Annotated in this window: 16 protein-coding genes and 5 pseudogenes; 10 read left to right on the forward strand and 11 right to left on the reverse strand. The window is 69.1% G+C overall.

The features are described from left to right. Positions 1 to 47 precede the first annotated feature (47 nt). The gene (locus ACIP84_RS15010) at positions 48 to 773 is read right to left on the reverse strand and encodes an IS5 family transposase (protein ID WP_401798146.1); all 726 of its coding nucleotides are present in this window, start codon (positions 771 to 773) and stop codon (positions 48 to 50) included. A 114-nt stretch (positions 774 to 887) separates the two neighbouring features. On the opposite strand from ACIP84_RS15010, the gene ACIP84_RS15015 reads away from it, so the two are divergent. From ACIP84_RS15015 to ACIP84_RS15025, 3 genes and pseudogenes are all read left to right on the forward strand, one after another. Next, on the forward strand, positions 888 to 1,484 hold the full coding sequence (locus ACIP84_RS15015) for a hypothetical protein (RefSeq protein ID WP_401798147.1): 597 nt from the start codon (positions 888 to 890) through the stop codon (positions 1,482 to 1,484). A gap of 39 nt (positions 1,485 to 1,523) precedes the next feature. Beyond that, a pseudogene (locus ACIP84_RS15020) lies at positions 1,524 to 2,244 on the forward strand (transposase). Between the two features lie 121 nt (positions 2,245 to 2,365). Further along, positions 2,366 to 3,246 (forward strand): annotated as a pseudogene (locus ACIP84_RS15025) (IS5 family transposase). A gap of 42 nt (positions 3,247 to 3,288) precedes the next feature. On the opposite strand, the gene ACIP84_RS15030 reads toward ACIP84_RS15025, so the two are convergent. The 5 genes and pseudogenes from ACIP84_RS15030 to ACIP84_RS15050 form a co-directional block, all read right to left on the reverse strand. Further along, positions 3,289 to 3,693, reverse strand: coding sequence for a hypothetical protein (locus ACIP84_RS15030; protein ID WP_401798148.1), 405 nt, complete (start codon positions 3,691 to 3,693; stop codon positions 3,289 to 3,291). Positions 3,694 to 3,985: 292 nt separating this feature from the next. Next, positions 3,986 to 4,180 (reverse strand): hypothetical protein, encoded by a 195-nt coding sequence (locus tag ACIP84_RS15035; RefSeq protein WP_401798149.1) that lies wholly within the window; start codon positions 4,178 to 4,180, stop codon positions 3,986 to 3,988. Between the two features lie 30 nt (positions 4,181 to 4,210). Further along, entirely contained in the window at positions 4,211 to 4,570 is a 360-nt protein-coding gene (locus ACIP84_RS15040) for a hypothetical protein (RefSeq protein ID WP_401798150.1), read from the reverse strand. Positions 4,571 to 5,152: 582 nt separating this feature from the next. Then, a complete protein-coding gene (locus ACIP84_RS15045; RefSeq protein WP_401798363.1) occupies positions 5,153 to 5,884 on the reverse strand; it encodes an ATP-grasp domain-containing protein in 732 nt (243 codons plus the stop codon). Between the two features lie 288 nt (positions 5,885 to 6,172). Continuing rightward, positions 6,173 to 6,289: pseudogene (locus ACIP84_RS15050) on the reverse strand (IS5/IS1182 family transposase); the annotation flags it as partial. Positions 6,290 to 6,390: 101 nt separating this feature from the next. Here ACIP84_RS15050 and ACIP84_RS15055 point away from each other — a divergent pair. Both ACIP84_RS15055 and ACIP84_RS15060 read left to right on the forward strand, forming a co-directional pair. Continuing rightward, entirely contained in the window at positions 6,391 to 6,693 is a 303-nt protein-coding gene (locus ACIP84_RS15055) for a hypothetical protein (RefSeq protein WP_401798151.1), read from the forward strand. Positions 6,694 to 7,270: 577 nt separating this feature from the next. Further along, positions 7,271 to 7,750 carry a hypothetical protein gene (locus tag ACIP84_RS15060; protein ID WP_401798152.1) on the forward strand — a complete coding sequence of 160 codons (480 nt, stop codon included), beginning with the start codon at positions 7,271 to 7,273 and terminating at the stop codon, positions 7,748 to 7,750. On the opposite strand, the pseudogene ACIP84_RS15065 reads toward ACIP84_RS15060, so the two are convergent. Together ACIP84_RS15065 and ACIP84_RS15070 are read right to left on the reverse strand one after the other, a co-directional pair. Then, positions 7,732 to 8,624, reverse strand: a pseudogene (locus tag ACIP84_RS15065) (alpha/beta fold hydrolase). The gene ACIP84_RS15060 and the pseudogene ACIP84_RS15065 overlap by 19 nt on opposite strands. Before the next feature lie 115 nt (positions 8,625 to 8,739). Further along, positions 8,740 to 9,390 (reverse strand): hypothetical protein, encoded by a 651-nt coding sequence (locus tag ACIP84_RS15070; protein WP_401798153.1) that lies wholly within the window; start codon positions 9,388 to 9,390, stop codon positions 8,740 to 8,742. A 769-nt stretch (positions 9,391 to 10,159) separates the two neighbouring features. Between ACIP84_RS15070 and ACIP84_RS15075 the strand changes: the two genes are divergently transcribed. Further along, the gene (locus tag ACIP84_RS15075; RefSeq protein ID WP_401798154.1) at positions 10,160 to 10,960 is read left to right on the forward strand and encodes a MerR family transcriptional regulator; all 801 of its coding nucleotides are present in this window, start codon (positions 10,160 to 10,162) and stop codon (positions 10,958 to 10,960) included. After that, entirely contained in the window at positions 10,957 to 12,171 is a 1,215-nt protein-coding gene (locus ACIP84_RS15080; protein WP_401798155.1) for a glycosyltransferase, read from the forward strand. The genes ACIP84_RS15075 and ACIP84_RS15080 overlap by 4 nt, the downstream gene beginning before the upstream one ends. A gap of 170 nt (positions 12,172 to 12,341) precedes the next feature. Here the strand turns inward: ACIP84_RS15080 and ACIP84_RS15085 are convergent. Then, positions 12,342 to 12,503 (reverse strand): annotated as a pseudogene (locus ACIP84_RS15085) (transposase family protein); the annotation flags it as partial. Positions 12,504 to 12,618: 115 nt separating this feature from the next. Next, positions 12,619 to 13,476 (reverse strand): LysR family transcriptional regulator, encoded by an 858-nt coding sequence (locus ACIP84_RS15090; protein WP_401798156.1) that lies wholly within the window; start codon positions 13,474 to 13,476, stop codon positions 12,619 to 12,621. 80 nt (positions 13,477 to 13,556) lie between these two features. Between ACIP84_RS15090 and ACIP84_RS15095 the strand changes: the two genes are divergently transcribed. From ACIP84_RS15095 to ACIP84_RS15105, 3 genes are all read left to right on the forward strand, one after another. Further along, positions 13,557 to 14,051, forward strand: coding sequence for a cupin domain-containing protein (locus ACIP84_RS15095; RefSeq protein WP_401798157.1), 495 nt, complete (start codon positions 13,557 to 13,559; stop codon positions 14,049 to 14,051). Between the two features lie 163 nt (positions 14,052 to 14,214). Beyond that, positions 14,215 to 14,577 (forward strand): DoxX family protein, encoded by a 363-nt coding sequence (locus tag ACIP84_RS15100; RefSeq protein ID WP_401798158.1) that lies wholly within the window; start codon positions 14,215 to 14,217, stop codon positions 14,575 to 14,577. Positions 14,578 to 14,904: 327 nt separating this feature from the next. Next, complete coding sequence (locus ACIP84_RS15105) at positions 14,905 to 15,093, forward strand: hypothetical protein (RefSeq protein WP_401798159.1); 189 nt, start codon at positions 14,905 to 14,907, stop codon at positions 15,091 to 15,093. Between the two features lie 336 nt (positions 15,094 to 15,429). On the opposite strand, the gene ACIP84_RS15110 is transcribed toward ACIP84_RS15105, so the two are convergent. Continuing rightward, the gene (locus ACIP84_RS15110) at positions 15,430 to 16,110 is read right to left on the reverse strand and encodes a DUF4230 domain-containing protein (RefSeq protein WP_401798160.1); all 681 of its coding nucleotides are present in this window, start codon (positions 16,108 to 16,110) and stop codon (positions 15,430 to 15,432) included. Positions 16,111 to 16,355: the final 245 nt, after the last annotated feature.

Consider the following 16,355-nt stretch of genomic DNA (forward strand, 5'->3'; position numbering starts at 1 on the left):
GGACTGATGCGAGGGGGAGGGCTGCCGTAGGACTCGGTGGTCTTGTCCTATCGGGTGGCGATGCCACGCCATTGCTTCAGTCGGTTGAAGCAGCGTTCCACGACGGTGCGGTGCTTGTAGGCCTCGCGGTCGAAGGTAGGCGGGCGGCCTCCGCGGCTGCCCCGCCGGGCCAGGTTGCGGGCCTGGTCGGCCGTCTCGGGAATCGTGTGCGGTATGCCGCGGCGGCGGAGCCAGGCGCGGATCGCTTTCGAGCTGTAGCCCTTGTCGCCCAGGACGTGATCGGGCCGGACCCGGGGCCGTCCCGGTCCGATCCGGGGCACTCGGATCGCTTCCATCACGGCGGTGGACTGGGTGCAGTCGTTGGTGTTGCCACCCGTCACCATGAAGGAGAGCGGCCGGCCCCGCCCGTCGCAGGCCAGGTGGATCTTGCTGGTCAGACCGCCTCTGGACCGCCCGAGACCCGGGTCGCGGAGCCCCCTTTTTGAGCCCCCGCCGCATGTTGATGGGCACGGACGACCGGCCCGCAGCATCCGGTCGAACGTGCCGTCCGCCGCCCACCTGCGGAAACGTGTATGCAGCGTGGCCCACGGCCCGTAACGCTCGGGCACGTCCCGCCAGGCCGTCCCGGTCCGGAACTTCCACACGATCCCGTTCAGGACCCTGCGGTCTTCCGGCCGCTTCCGCCCCCGCAACGACTCGGGCAGCAACGGCCGAACGAACTCCCACTCGGCATCAGACAGTTCATGACGACGTATCACGACCCCATGATCCACCAGCCGTGATCATTTTGAGGACACGGGCCAAGGGCTGTCCCGCATGACCGGGAGGCCCGAGTCGAGGCTCGAAAAGATGTGATGCCGTGCACGCAGCGTGTGTACGGTGCCGGAGTGATCGACTTTGATGGCGCTCGGTTGGGCGCGGAGGCTGCGCGGCGGTTGGCGGAGGCGGACTGCTGTGAGATAGCTCCAGGGCTCACGGAGGAAGAGTTCAGCCGGATCGAGGCGACCTATGAGCTCCAGTTCTCCCCGGAGCATCGTGCTTTTCTAGGGGCAGGGCTGCCGGTCGCTTCACCTCCCGAGGAAGGCGCGACGTGGCAGCAGCCCTGGCCCGACTGGCGTCACGCTGATGCAGACGACCTGCGCGATCGGCTGGAGTGGCCGGTACGAGAAGTGCTGGACGACGTTGCTCATGGCAGCTGGCATCCTGCCCTGGGAGCGCGTCCCACCTCCAAGGAAGAGGCCCTGGAGGTAGCCCGAGCGGTACTTGCACGAGCGCCACGACTCGTTCCCGTCTACGCGCACCGCTTCATACCCGCAGGTCGTGACACTCCGGGACATCCGGTCCTGTCGGTGTGGGGAACCGACATCATCTGCTACGGCCAAGATCTGGCCGACTACATCGACCGTGAGTTCGGCGAGATCGACGAGGACGCGCCCTTGAATCCGCAGGCATCCGTCCCGCTCTGGAAGGACTTCCTCGTCTGAGATTGCCCCCGGCTGATGCCGATATGAATGATCTCTGTCGTGTCTGGTGTGATCACGGCCTCGGAGCCGTCCTGGATGGTCCCGTTCACCGGTGTGGCTCCGCGCCAGTTCAACCGGGTGATGCGTGCGCTGCAACGCGAAGGGGCCGACATCGCTCGGCGCGGCCGGCCGTGGGGGATTCCGCTGGAAGACCGGCTGCTCCTGGTGGCCGCGTACTGGCGCACCAACCTGACACTGCGCCAGCTCGCACCGCTCTTCGGCGTCTCGAAGTCCGCGGCCGGCCGCATCATCGGCCACCTCGGCCCCCGGCTCGCGCTCAAGCCCCGCAGGCGGTTCCGCAAGGACACCGTGCTCATCGTGGACGGAACTCTGGTCCCCACCCGCGACCACACGGTGGCCGAGCGGTCCAAGAACTACAGGTACTCCACCAATCACCAGGTCGTCATCGACGCCGACACCCGGCGCGTCGTCGTGGTCGGCCGGCCGTTGCCCGGCAACCGCAACGACTGCAAGGCGTGGGCACTGTCCGGAGCCGAGGAGGCTGTCGGCCGCACCACCGTCATCGGCGACGGCGGCTACCGGGCCACCGGCCTGGAAGGAAGAACACAACACTTCTCACCGTCAGGTCCGCGCCCGTGTCGAGCACGCCTTCGCCCGCATGAAGGACTGGAAGATCCGAGACTGCCGGTTGAAGGGTGACGGCGTCCATCATGCGATGAGCGGTATCGCCCGCCTGCACAACCTCGCACTCGGCCGATAAGCGAGCCGAGCGGACAGCAGCCAATCACGACCCTGCTGACTCGAAGATCTTTACGGGACAGCCCTTAGGCCCTGTCCGGCGGATCATGTGACTGTCGGACCTTTGGCTCGTTGCTCCCGGCATGGGGTGGGGTGATCTGACGAATGCCGAGTGGGTCCCGGTTGGAGCCGCATCTGCCGTCGTCCGGCCTTCGGGGCGGACGTTGGAACGGTCACCGTAAGGTGATCAACGGGATCCTGTTTCGTGCCCGAACAGGCATACCGTGGCGGGACCTTCCTGAGCGTTTCGGCGGATGGAAGACCGTCTATGAACGGCACCGCCGTTGGTCGGCGGACGGCACGTGGGACCGGATCCTGCGTGCCGTCCAGGCCGACGCCGACCTCGCGGACCGGATCGACTGGAGCATGGTCAGCGTCGACTCGACGTCCTGCCGTGCCCATCAGCACGCGGCCGGGGCCCGCAAGAAGAAGCCACGCGTCCCGAAAAAGGACGACGCCCCGGCACCACCGCCCCGACGAGGGGCTCGGACGGTCCCGGGGCCGCCTGACCTGCAAGATCCACCTTGCCGGCGAAGGGGGATGCCGCCCGCTGGCCTTCCTGGTCACGCCGGGCCAGTGGGGCGACGCACCGCAGATGGTCGACGTCCTGGAGCGAATCCGGGTGCCGCGCCCGCAGGGCGGTCACCCGCGAACACGGCCCGACCACCTCGGCGGCGACAAGGCATACAGCTCACGCCGCAATCGCCGCTACCTGCGAAGGCGCCAGATCAAGCACACCATTCCCGAACCAAAGGACCAGCGGTCCAACCGCAAACGGCGTGGCAGCAAGGGCGGCCGGCCCACCGGCTTCGACAGCGAGACCTACAAACGCCGCAACGAGGTCGAGCGGACAATCAACCGGCTCAAGAACGCGCGGGCCGTCGCGACCCGTTACGACAAGCGGGCCTATGTCTTCCACGGGACCGTCACCGCAGCAACCATCCGCCTATGGCTTCGCCCATGATCCGGAGGACGGGATTGGCGCCCTGATCCGAGGCGGAAACGCTCAGGGCGCGTCGAATGCCGCCTGCAACGCGTCCTCCGTGGGAGCTATGACAACCGCGTTTCCCTGAAGCTCCGCAGGAAGATGACGACGCTCCTTCTCGTCGAAGATCAGTGCCCCACCATCCTGGGGGACGATTGAGGCTCCGAGGGCTTCCGCCAGGCCGGCGAGCACGCCGAGCATCGCGCCACGGGCAAAGTGTGTCGCCGTCACGCACGGCATCCCGCTTTCGCCGTGGGACCCGTGGTACAGGTCGGCTTCACCCCCGTCCTTTGCGCGGAGCTGGGAGAAGCCCTCCGCCGGGCCACCCGCCACCACGTACGGCTCCGTCACATGCCGAAACTGTTCGGCATCCAACGCGACAACCTCGCCGTCTACGAACCGGAGAAGGAAGATGCTGTAGCTCACAGACACACTCTGCCATCGTCATGATCCGCCGGACAGTGCCTAGGGGTGTTCTTGTCCTTCCGACCGTTCACCCTCCAGGCGTCGGAGACCCAGAACGCGCCGGCCATCCGGCCACCGAGCCGCCGTAGTCGCACGTCGGCGCAGTCGCGCGCATGGCACGTGAGCAGTTGCTTCCACCCGCGGTGATGGTGAAGCGAGCGTGGCATCACCCACCACATCGCGCGCAAGGGTGTCGAGTTCTCTGCGCCCCCATCTGGTTCCGCAGGCGCGTGACCACCGAGGGCGACCAGGCTCAGGTGTTCGCGGCGCCGTATTGCAGGGCGTCGCCTTGTGGAAGCAGGTAGCCGATGTCACGTCTCTTCGGCAGCTCTCCGGCCAGCGTCGATGCGTCGGTGCAGCCGGAGACCTCGAAGCCGATGACCCCCAGCCTGTAGGAGGCGCTCTTGAAGGTTGCGGTCCCGATGGCAGCCAGCCATGCGTCCAGCACGTCCGACCTGAAGAACGGTCGATCGTCCCCCTAAGCGAGTCCCGCCTGATCCAGCGCACCGACCGGGACGTAGAAGTCCAGCCAGTCGCTGCTTTCATCGCCGCCACGGATCGCCACACAACCGCAGACGACCAGGTGGCCCGTCGGCAGCCTGACCTGGCCGTGGAGGTGGCCGAACTCGGTCAGCGATCCAACGGTGCAGGGCACGGGATCCTGCTCCTCGGGTTCACGATCCGTCCGGCCGAAGCACCCGTGAATGTCTGCGGCGGACCACAGGGCACTCAGTACGGCTTGAATCCGGGCATCATCACTCGACCCGATCTCCATGGCCAGCTCGTAGTAGCCGCCGAACCAGTTGGTCTGGTCCCGGAAGTCGGCAGGACTCGTCATGACGTGATCATGCGGCAGGGACGTCCCTCGCTGCCACCCGCATTCAAGCGCGTGGCTGCGCCGATTGAGACGCGCGCGACCCAGCAGGATGGCTGGCGCGACGCCCGGCGTGCGCTGCGGGCCCCCTTGACGGACGATGAGACCAGAGCCCGCCCGGGAAGCCGTCGCACGTTGCACCGGGCGGGCGCATCCGCTCAGCGAGGTCGGCGGCGGCTCCTGCCTCCAGGAAGGGTCGCTCCTCCTGTTTCCCAGGAAGGGTCTCCCCTCTTCCCAGGAGCGGGATCCCTCCTCAGGAAACTGACGGCGGTCACGACGGCTGTCCCGATGGCCGCCCCTACACGTCGTCGATGGTGCGGGGCGCCACGCCGAGCACCAAGTTCTCCATGGCCTGCGGGATGGGTCCGACGTCGGCAGTCCATCCCTCGACGAGATGGATCACGCCGGCTTCGCAGCCGAGGAGTCCGTCCCCAGATGAGCAGCTGATCCAGTCCGGCCGGCCGTCGGCCTGAACCCCGGGGGAGCCGGCTCGCGCCGGCCGCACCGGACACCGAGCGAGCGGGATCTCGTAAGAGTCGGAGACGTTCAGGGCCGCACGAACGGCAGATCCGACGGCTTCACGTCCTCACGCGGCCCCGCTGCCTGCAGCACGACGTCCAGCACCCGCGCCGGGTCAGCGGCGTACGCGTGGGAGAACCAGGCCATATTGGCTTCCACTATGGCCCACCGGTAGCCAGGACGGTAGGTGTCGAGCAGCTGCCCGACGTCCACGACGACAGCGCTCGGCAGGGTGGGCCCGATCGCAGCGACCAGCCGGTCGACGAACTCGGCGATCTCCGCGGCGATGGGCCCGTGCCTGTCGAGCGGGTGGGGGTCGAGCCGGCCGAACACCGCGTATCGACTGCCCGCGGCGATCTGTCCGTCGAGCAGGAACAGCCGGTACTCGGCAGCGAAGGTCACCACATCGGAGAGCAGCACCGGCGTCGCCGGGTCCAGGTCGGAGGACAGCCCAGAGCCATCCGCGTATACGTCCGCAGGGAAGGACTTGTCCCGCGGCGGCTTGACGAACGTCGGCCGATCGATCGCCCAAGCGTCCAGGACGGTAGCCGTACGGACCTGCCGCCCGGTGAACTCCTCCGGCAGCTCGGCAAGCCAGTCATCCGCCGCTTCGAGCAGCGCGAAGCCGAGGCGTCCTGCCAACCGTGCGCCTGCTACCGGCCCGCCGTACCAGTACGCGGGTCCCGCCGCCGCGGACACCTCCTCCGCGGCCTGGACCACCATTCCTCGTCCCGCCGCCTCCGCGCCCAACAGCTCCATCGTCGACGTCCGCCGCCCGGGCATCACCAGCACCGCAATCCTCCTTCGCGACGTACAAAGTCGCCAGGCTAGGCCCGCCCCCTTCCGGCCGCCTTCGATTTACCGCGGCAGGACAGGTCGGGGGTGGGCAGGGGGTGGGTAGGCCCGCACCGCTCGCACCGCGCACGGCTCGCACCGCCGCACGGGTCTGGGCTCGTAGCATTGGAGCAGCTTCCCGCTGACCGGTTCTGCGCGTCTGCCCGGACGAGTTGGCGGTGGCAGATAAGGGCCGCGGACATATCCGCGAAGGCGCTTGCGGAGCCATTGCCGCAGGTGGTCGTGGTCGTAGCCCTTGTCGCCGTGCAGCTTGGCCGGGCGACGCCGACGCGGTCCGCGGCGCGAGCGGATCGGTGTGATGCCGCGAACCGGTCGGCGTTCAGGGCCTGTTCGGCGGATCAGGGGGCCGACGGTTGCTGGTTCGGCCACGATGGTGCGGACAGCATGTGCCCATGGAGAGGACCTGTGCGGTGCCCATCAGCGTGAGACTCGAGCGACGCATCCGACGCGACTTCGTCGAGCCCGGTTCTGCGGTGGAGATCATGCGGAGGCTTGATGAGCTCCCAAGTGCTGCGGGCTATGACACGGACCAGTTCGCAGGTGAGCGTCTGCAGGCTGCGATCGTGCTGCTTGCCGAGGGGAGCGTCCGTCAGTTCGACGACGCTGTCCGGCTTGCCTTGAGGGACTGGCGCGATCTCCTGGTCGCGGCCGAGTTGGCGGAGGAAGGGTGGCCGGACCGCTTGCAGGCCGAATTGGGTCCTGCGGTGCCGTGAGCAGGTTGCGTGGATCACGGCTGGAGTCATTGGCGGATCGCCGCGGTGGTGACGGCGCCGTGGGAGACGCAACCGGCCAGGCGTGGGCGCGGCCGGACTGCCCCGGTGCCGGCACGTACGGCTCCAGCCGCACCCACTCGGCACGCGTCAGATCACCCCGCCCGAGGCCGGCGTCAGATCACCCCCGCCCATGCCGGCGGCAACGAGTCGCCAGTCCGACAGTCCCGTCATCCGCCGCACGCTCCCTAGTCGGCCACGCCCGGGTTCAGGCACCATGAGCCGGTTGAAGGCCGCTGATCGTACGCGCGGCCGGGGGATCGTTGTTCGGGAACCGGGGGAGTGGCCGTGGGCAGGTTCAGGCGGGGTGGGCCGACCATCGAGGTGGACGCTCAACGGCGGGTGCGGCGAAGTCCGTTGCTCTTCACAGTGCCGATCGTGCTGCTCGTCCTGCTGACGGCGGTGCTCGGCTGGGAGGCCGTCCGGGCCAACATGACGGCGGCGGCCCGGGCCGAATGGCCGTGGCGGCTGCAGCTGCTCGACATGGAGCCGCTCGGCAGCCTGCTCGCGGTCGCGGCCGGTGCGGTCCTCGCCCGGGCCCAGTACGCCCGTACCGTACGGGCCGGCCCTGGGCTGGCGTGCCGACTGGACGACCGGGCATCTGCGGGGCGGCGTACCCGAATGGCAGGTCGGACTGCTCAACGGAGGCTCCCACACCGTCGTGGTCGAGGCCTACGAGTGTAGGGCCGTGCTGCGGGGTGAGGACCCGCAACAGGCCGCCCCGTGGACCGACGTCCAGGGCCTCGCGGAGGTGCTTACCGGGGCCGGGCTCACCGTCGGGGAGGACTTTCAGCTGGTCACCATGGGGAGGTTCCCCCTGGTGGGGACCGGTTCCTACGAGACGACGATGCTCGGAGCGTTCTCCCAACGCTTCGTCGACGAGGTTGAGGCGCTCTACATCAGGGTCCGCGTCAGCGACGTCGTCGGGGACAGCCACGAGCGGATCCTCGACGCCTTGAGGGGCGCCCGCTCCACCGCGTATCAGCGCCCGGCGCCCTGACCGTCCAGCCACCGCAGCACGTCCGGGAGCGCCAACTGGGCGGCGAAGTGACCGGCGTCCGGTACGAGGGCGGGCTCGGCACGGGGGATCCGTTCCGCCAGCCAACGGGTGTGTGACACGGGCGAGAACGCGTCGTCGAGGCCGTGCCACAGCAGCACGGGCGTAGGGACGGAGGAGACGTCGAAGCCCCACGGGCGGACGAAGGCCAGGCAGTCGTCGAGCCAGCCGTGGCGCGAGACCCGCAGGGCCTCCTGGTAGGTGCGCAGCAGCACCGCCCGTACCCGGAAGTCCTCGACGACCGGCAGGTCATGGGGGGAGAGATCGGCCCGCAGGTCGTCGAGGAGCCGCACCGGGTCCCGCCGGATGGCGACGGCCCGGCGGCCAGGTCCCGTTCGAGCCCACCGGGATCCCGCCCGTCCAGATGGGCGTGGGCCAGACCGTACTCGCGCACGTTGAACGGGGTCATGCCCGCGTACCAGTCGAGACCGGCCGCGTCCGGAGGAGCGAGCCCGACCAGCACGGCGGCGGCCCGGACCCGATCCGGTAGCAGAGCCGCGCACGCGAGCGCATGCGGCCCCCCGCCGGAACGGCCGACCACCGCGAATCTCTCGATGCCGAAAGCATCGGCGACGGCCGCCGCATCGCGGGCCGCATCGGCGACCCGGCGGCCCGGGGAGCGCCGGGACTCCCCGTAGCCGGGACGGTCGTAGGCGAGGAACCGGAAGCCGGGGTGCTGCGCGGCGAACCCGGGCAGCAGCGTGCCGAGCCGACTACCGGGCGTCCCGTGATGGAGTAGTACCGGGGTCCCCGAAGGGCTGCCCCATTCCTCGGCCACCAGGAGTCGGCCGTCGTCGGTGCGCACAGGGTGTGCCATGGGAGGGAGCCTAGGTCGGGACGACGACGGTGCGCCGACGGGGCGATCTACGGCTTGCGGCCGGGGCGTCGCGGTGCTCGCGTCGGCGTGCTCCTTCGTCCAGCAAGCCCTGGTGTCAGCTGGCGGGAGCCTGGTAAAGGCCGCGGCCGGCGCGGTCGGCCCGAGAGGTGGCGACGAGCCGGTCCAGTGTGCTGCGGACGGTGTTGATGGCGCCCGGGGAGGAATCGCGACCGAGCGCCTTCGCGACGTCACGCGCACGCATCGGGCTGTCCGGCGATTGTGTCAGGACAGCGGCCACCTGCTCGGTGAGGCCACCGGATGCCTGCGTCGCAGAAGGAGTCTCCTGTGGTGCGGCAGTGACGCGAGGCCTCTTGGCCGAGGGGCGCTCCTTGCGCCCGCGAGCGCGGGGCGGGGGCTTGCGCTCACGCGTGGAGCGCGACGTGGTGGCCTTACGGGGTGCGGGGACCGAACCGGATTCGTCGGGCGTCACCGTTGCAGAAGCCTCGACTGCGGCTGCGCTCTCCGCCGTAACCGGTTCCGGTTCCGGTTCGGCTTCCGGCTTCGCTTCCTGTACGGCACGCGGTGCCGGTGTGTCGGCGAGGGCCAGCAGAGCCGTCAGCGCGGCGCGGACCGAGAGCACCCGCTCGGAAACCGCGGCCAGTTCCTTCTCGAGATCCTGCTGGAGCTGCTCCAGCTGAGGAAGTTCTTCCTGGAGCGCCGCAGTTGTGGCATCGATGGTGTGAATGCCGGTACTTGCCGAAGGCATGAATGGCTCCTACGTGATGTGGGCTGGCCAAACAGGGCCAGGATCGCTTGCTGTGCAGGGTACGTCCTTCGGAGGTGTGCAGATGCTGAGACGTCACATCACAACCCGTTGGAGCAAGAAGTCTCACCGTGTCCCCTCAATGGCGTGGCAAATGCGCGGAGACAGCGCACAATCCGCCTGCGGTCTGCTATTCGTAGACGGGGTGTGCAATCCGAGCAGATCCGTCCCCGCAGGTCTGCTCCGTGAGTGGAGGCCATGCGGGCGCGCGGGAGGTCGGGTTCGGGCACGCGAAGGGGAGGAGCGAAAAGCGCTTCGGGAGATGCGGCCCCACCAGCACGAGCACCAGCACTGCGTTCTGCCAGGCCGCCGCCCTTCGAGCGGTGTCCGGCTGCAATCGGCGACACCCGAAAGCCACACGGAGGGCGAACAGAGGTGACTCAGGGCCGTGATCACCCACGGCCTTGATCGAGCGTGAACTCCGACGTCTGCGAAGAGCACGTCACCGCATGAAATTGCTGAAGAGGGTGACGCTCGGCCGGGCGGCTCACTCTCCTACGCGGAGAGTCCGTTTCGCTCACCGAGGTTCTTCAGCGGCGCCGCTCCGGGATGAGTACGGCTTTGGCAATTGACGTCACGTGGTTGCAGAGGTCGGGACGGAAGTTCCTCCAGGACTTGAGGTGGGCAAGGCCGCGCTCCGACGCCCGCGAGCGGGAGTTGACCCTCCCCTTACGTCAGGCTTGAGGCTGTAAGCCGACGAAAGGGCAGGTGGATGAGCTACTCCGTGGGACAGGTCTCGGCCTTCGCCGGGGTGACGGTGCGGACACTGCATCACTACGACAAGGCGGGGCTGCTCTCGCCCAGTGACCGCAGCCACGCCGGATACCGGCTCTACAGTGAGGCTGACCTGGTCCGTCTCCAGCAGATCCTCTTCTACCGTGAGCTCGGCTTCCCTCTCGACGAGATCGCCGCGATCTTCACGGATCCGCAGGTGAACCCCTTGGAGCGGCTCCGGGCCCGGCAACGGCAGTTGAGTGAGGAGATCGCCAGGCTGCAGCGGCTGACCGAGGTGGCGGAACGGGCGATGGAGGTCCAGAGGACCGGGGTGTCCCTGACTCCTCAAGAACGCTTCGAGGTCTTCGGTGAGATCACCTTCGACCTGAGCTATGCCACCGAGGCAGAACTGAAGTGGGCGCATTCTGATGGGCAGCGCGAGGCGATGGCGCGCGCGGCTGCTCACACCAAGGAGGACTGGCGTCAGCTCATGGGCGAGGCCGCCGCCTGGCGCGCGGAGCTGCTCGCGGCCTTCGACGAGGGGGAGCTGAGCAACGGCGAGCGGGCCATGGACCTCGCAGAGGAGCACCGCTTGCACATCTCACGATGGTTCACAGCGTGCCCGCCCGACATGCACCGGCGCATCGCGGACGACTTCATCGCCGATCCGCGCGCGTTCGCTCTGGTCATTCCGCCGTCGCAGCAGCGCCCGGGCCTGGCCGCCTATACGGGTAAGGCAGTCCACGCCAACGCGGACCGCCACGCAGGTGGCCGTATCGATTCCCAGGAGGACCGATGAGGATCCTGATCGCCGCAGCCGGATCGCGCGGCGACGTCGCGCCCTACACCGGTCTGGGCGCCGAACTATGCCGGGCCGGATACGACGTTACCCTCGCCACCACAGACACCTTCGCACCCCTCGTACGCGATGCAGGGCTGGAGTTTCGCAGCCTGCCCGCCGACACACGGGTGCGTGGCAGCGTCACAGGCAAACGTGAACTCATGCGCACTGCTGCCGCGTTCATCACCGAACTGGGCCAGGGCTTCGCCGACGTGATGGACGATGGCACGGACATGCTCCTGCTGTCGACCACCACGGCTCCGCTCGGCTGGCACCTCACCGAGGCCACGGGCACACCGAGCCTCGGTGTGTACCTCCAACCCACCGCACCGACTGGCGACTTCCCGCCCGTCATCACAGGCTCCCGCTCACTGGGCCGTCTCGCCAACCGGGCCACCGGACGCTTCGCACTGCGCATGGCCGATCGTGTCTACGAACAGGCTGTCGCAAAGCTGCGCCGCCGCCTCCAACTGCCCCCCGCCTCGGCATCCGAGATGCGTCGACGGCAGGAACAGGCGAATTGGCCCATCTTGCATGGTTTCAGCACGGTCCTGGCGCCTCGCCCCTCCGACTGGCGCTCTGGCCTGGAGGTCGTGGGCAACTGGTGGCCCCATCATCAGGAGGCCGAACGGCTGCCCGCTGATCTGGAGGACTTCCTGGGTGCCGGACCCCGGCCCGTCCTCATCGGCTTCGGAAGCATGGCGGCCGGTGAGGGGGAGCGGCTGAGCGAGATCGCAGTGCAAGCGATGCGCCGCGCCGGGCTGCGCGGCATCCTCCAAGCCGGCAGCGCCGGGCTTGCCGCTGACGGGGACGACGTGCTCACGATCGGGGACGTACCGCACGCCTTGCTGTTCCCACGGCTGGCTGCGGTGGTCCACCACGGCGGGGCCGGCACTTCGGCCGCCGCGTTGCATGCTGGAGTGCCAGCGGTCACCGTACCGGTGACCGCGGACCAGCCGTTCTGGGCGGGGCGACTTGCCGCAATCGGTGCCGCCACCGACCCGATCCCCTTCCGATCCCTCACCGCCGAACGGCTCGCCGACTCACTTCACCAGGTAGCGACGCAGCAGGCACACAGTCGAGCCGCCGCAGAAGCGGCGCAACATCTGAGGACCGAGAACGGAGCGGGTCGGGCGCTCAAGGCCATCCGACAGCTGACCGATGGATGACGCCGATCCGTTCCTCGTCCTCGCTTACTGCGCCTCTCCAGTCTGGGCACGGATCGGCTGGCGGCTGACGGCGCGCAACAGGCCAGGCCTCACCAGCAGCCCTGGAGACCTCATTGGTCATCGACCCAGCCGCCTCGACGTGCCGCACGCGCTCGTGGAGTGGGCCAGTATGCGAGCAGGTCGGTGACTGCGGTGGTGGAGGCGTGGACGGTGGCCTCGCTGATGCCGAAACCTGCGGCGATCTGCGCCAACGTGATGTGCTCACGTACGTGCACGAGCCTCACCATCGCGCGTTGAGACGGGCCCCCGAGCGCACCCCGGGTCTGCTCACGACACTGGGTGAAGCCGGCCCGGACTTCGTCCTGCTGGACGGCGCTCTCGCCAGATGCCCGCGCTGCCGAGTCGCGCTCCGAGCTACGCTGCGCCGCAGCGCCTTTCGCCAGGTATTCAGGGGTGGTCGCGGTACGCGGCGGCCGCCATCTCGATGAACGACCGGATCAGTGGGTTGGTGTCACCCTCGTTCCACACCACCACGACTCGGCTCGGCGGCATGTCGATCAGCGGCAACACGGCCAGCTCTGTGGGCAGATCGTGCCCGAGCGGGGCCAGGCCGACCGTGCCGTTCCACAACGCGGCCTGCAGGCACTCATGGACGACGCGTACCACTGGCCCTTCGCGCCGCTCGCCTCCGTTCCAGTACGCCTGCCAGAGCGAGTCGGTTCCCTCCGGGAACTGGAACCAACGGCGGTCGCCCAGGTCGGCCAGCCGCAGCCGGCCGCGGTCGGCCAGCGGATCGTCGGCGCGCAGAACCACGCCCACCGGATCGGTACGCAGCTCCCGCACCATCAACGCCGTCCCGTCGAACGGCGCCCGAGTCAGGGCGACGTCGACCAGACCGGCGCGCAGCCCGCAGGTCGGGTCGGTGAGGTCGGTGTCGCGGATGCGGATGTCGACGGAGGGGTGGGTGCGACGGTAGGCGGCGGCAAGCCTGGTCACTCCCGGGTCGGTGCTGTCGCCCAGGATGCCGACGGTGATGGCGGCGACGCCGGCCGCCGCGCTCACCCGTACGCGGACGCGATCAGCCTGGTCGAGCAGGGCCCGCGCCTCGTCGAGCAGCACCGCGCCCGCCGGGGTGAGCGTGACACCGACAGGCGAGCGGGCGAACAGCAGAGCCCCGACCTCGGTCTCCAGCCGCTTGATCGCCCGGCTCAGCGGCGGCTGGCTCATGTGCAGCCGGGTGGCGGCCCGGCCGAAGTGAAGTTCCTCGGCGACCGCCACGAAGTAGCGCAGGGTGCGTAGCTCCACGCTGCGACGATACCCAAGCGGTATCGGCAGTGCGCAACGGGTCTTGGACAGCCGCAGGGTTCTGGCGGTGCACTCGCAGCATGACCGGAGAGACGAAGACCAGCGCACCGCAGCCCGCCCCTGCCGTCTCGGTGGTCGGTCCCGACGACGGCGAAACGATCGTCCTCGGCACCACGCACATGCGCGTCCTCGAAGACGGCAGCCATACCGCACACCGCCTCGGAATCGCCGAGTCCGTCCTCGCCCCGCACACCCCCGGGCCGCCGCAACACCGCCACTCCCAGCACGACGAGGGCTTCTACATCGTCTCCGGCACGGTGCGGTTCACCGTCGGGAACAAGGACTACGACGCCACGACGGGCACGCTCGTGATGGTCCCGCCCGGCATTCCACACACTTTCGCCAATGTCACCGACCAACCCGCCGTCATGCTCAGCACGTTCACCCCGGCCCTGTACGTGCAGTACTTCCGCGACCTCCAGAAGGTGATGGCCGGCGGCCGGGCGCTGACGCCAGAAGCCGGCGCTCACGTGATGAGCCGGTACGCGACCGAGCCCGCCGCCGACCTCACCTGAAGCCGGCGGGACGCCACCGCCCGGCCGTCCTCCAGGTGACCGGCGCAGCCGGGGTGCTCCCACCTATCCGCTTTCGGACCATTCGGACCAAGGCCCGGGCCTACTCCCAAGGCCGGCCTGAGAATCGACGGTCATCTGCCTCAGATGACCGTGGAGGGAAACCATGAACATCGCGTATGGCATCGTCGCCGGACTGCTCGCCCTCTTCTACCTCTACGCAGGCGTGGCGAAGGTCTTCCGGAGCCCAGATCAGCTCCGCCCGATGATGGCCTGGGTCGACCGCGTCCCCCTCCCTGTCGTCAGGACGCTGGGGACGGTCGAGATACTCGGCGCGATCGGTCTGATCCTGCCGCCTCTGACCGGCGTCGCGCCCTGGCTGGGACTGGCCGCGGCCGTGGGGTTCGTACTCCTGCAGGTCGGTGCGATCACCGTGCATCTGACCGGCGAAGACCGCCAGATCGCACTCAATGTGGCACTCGTCGCCGCCGCCGGCGTGAATGTCTGGCTGGCCACCACCTGGCTGTGAACGAGCCCGGATCACGGCCGGTGGATACGCCTCGCCGACGCGGGGTTCAGCGAGCTGGCCCCCTGGGGCCGCTCACCGCCGGCCATGTGGGTGCGCTTTGGTACGGCGGTCGGGCTGACGGCTGCGCGCCGTCGTGTTCTCGCACGGCGCGCACAGCCTCCCGGGCAGGCCCCACCATCATGGTCCAGGCGCTCGCCGACCACGGATACGCGGGTGTGACAGTGGCTCGCCAGTACGACACGTACACCGAGTTTTCCGACGGTCGGGTCGCCGTCCCGCTCCGCGACGGGCAGGCGGCCGACGCTGCCCGGGGGCTTCGCCGCCGACGTGCGCTTCGTCCTCGACCGCGTCGAGCAGCTCGCCGCCGGATGCCATCCCGACGTCGACCGCAGGGAGCTGCCGGTCGGACGCTTCGGCGCCCTCGGCCCCCGGCGCATCGGCGCGTTCGGCTGGTCGAAGGCGGGACGGCCACCGCCTGCGCCATACTCGCTGACGAGCGCATCCGGGCCGGGCTGAGCCCTGACGGCCCGATGCAGATCAACCCGCCACTGACGGGCGACATGGGCCGGCCGTTCATGATGATGTCCGCCGAGTCCACCCGCGCCACAGCTCCCGAGGCCGCCGCATTCCGGCCGCACCTGCGGGGCCGCGCCTGAACATCCAGTGTCGTTCCTCCCTTGAGCGCTCGGACCACACCACCGCTGCTCCCTCACCGCGCCACCGGAATCGCTTCCCTGCTGCCCGGGGTGCCCATGCCGCTGACTCCGGCGACTCGTGCGGGGAAGGCGGCCGAGGCCTAGCCGCCCGTACCCGACGGCGCAGACGGCTTGGCGTGGCCCGCGTACCGTCCGCTCACGCGTAGGTGACCGTCACCCGCTCGAAGCCCAGACCGCGCAGGAGTTTCTGAAGCATCTCGGTCGTGTTCCGCTCCGCCCGCGACGTCAGGCCCGACTCACGGGCGGCTTCGCTGATGCGCTGGGCGGCGAGGACGTTGACAGCCTGCTCGCTCGCGGGGTTGTCCGAGAAGAGATCACCCAGCCGGTCCAGCAGACCGCGCTGCTTGGACACGGCATACGAGCGCTCGGGATCCAGCGCGGGAGCGGCCAGTTGCGCATGCGGCAGACGCAGGGTGGCCTCGGTCCGGTCCGCGTCGACGGTCACGGCGTCGTTCCCGAGGGCGCCCAGCTCGACGTAGGCGCCGACGCTGCCGTTCGCGACGTAGAGGGTGCGGGTTCCGCGGATCGCGTCCGGCAGGAACCGCGCGTCGCGCTCCAGGTCGACCACGACCTGGTAGGTCCCCGCCGCGCCCTCGTACCGGCTCAAGTCCTGGACGGACTGCAGTACGGCCGGACCCGAGCGGTCCTTCACCTCCGTCCCGAAGACGTCGAGACCGGGGAGCCTGAGGAACTGACCGATCACCATGAGGGCGACGGCGAGCACGAGCAGCGCGCCGATGACGAGACGCCACCTTCCTCGGGAGCGTCTCCACTTCCGGTGGGGCGGCGAAGGCTTGTTCTCCGTGTCTTCTCCCATGGTCGCCTGGTGCCCGCGTCGACGCCGCTCATTCCCAACTCGGCTCAGACTGCGACGGGTTGACGCTCCTGAGGAGGCTGTGTCAGGCGTGAGGTCCTCGATGAACCGCACGGCATGCGACCACCTCCTCGGGGTACGCGGGGTCTGTTCGCACGTGGTGGTTCAGGGGAGGAAAAGGCGCATGATCGACTGGAGAGCGTCGTGGAGACGGGCCGGTTCGACGGCAGGCAGGACGGGGGCGTCCG

It is taken from the genome of Streptomyces sp. NPDC088707 (genome assembly GCF_044752725.1).
In the GTDB taxonomy this organism is placed as follows: domain Bacteria; phylum Actinomycetota; class Actinomycetes; order Streptomycetales; family Streptomycetaceae; genus Streptomyces.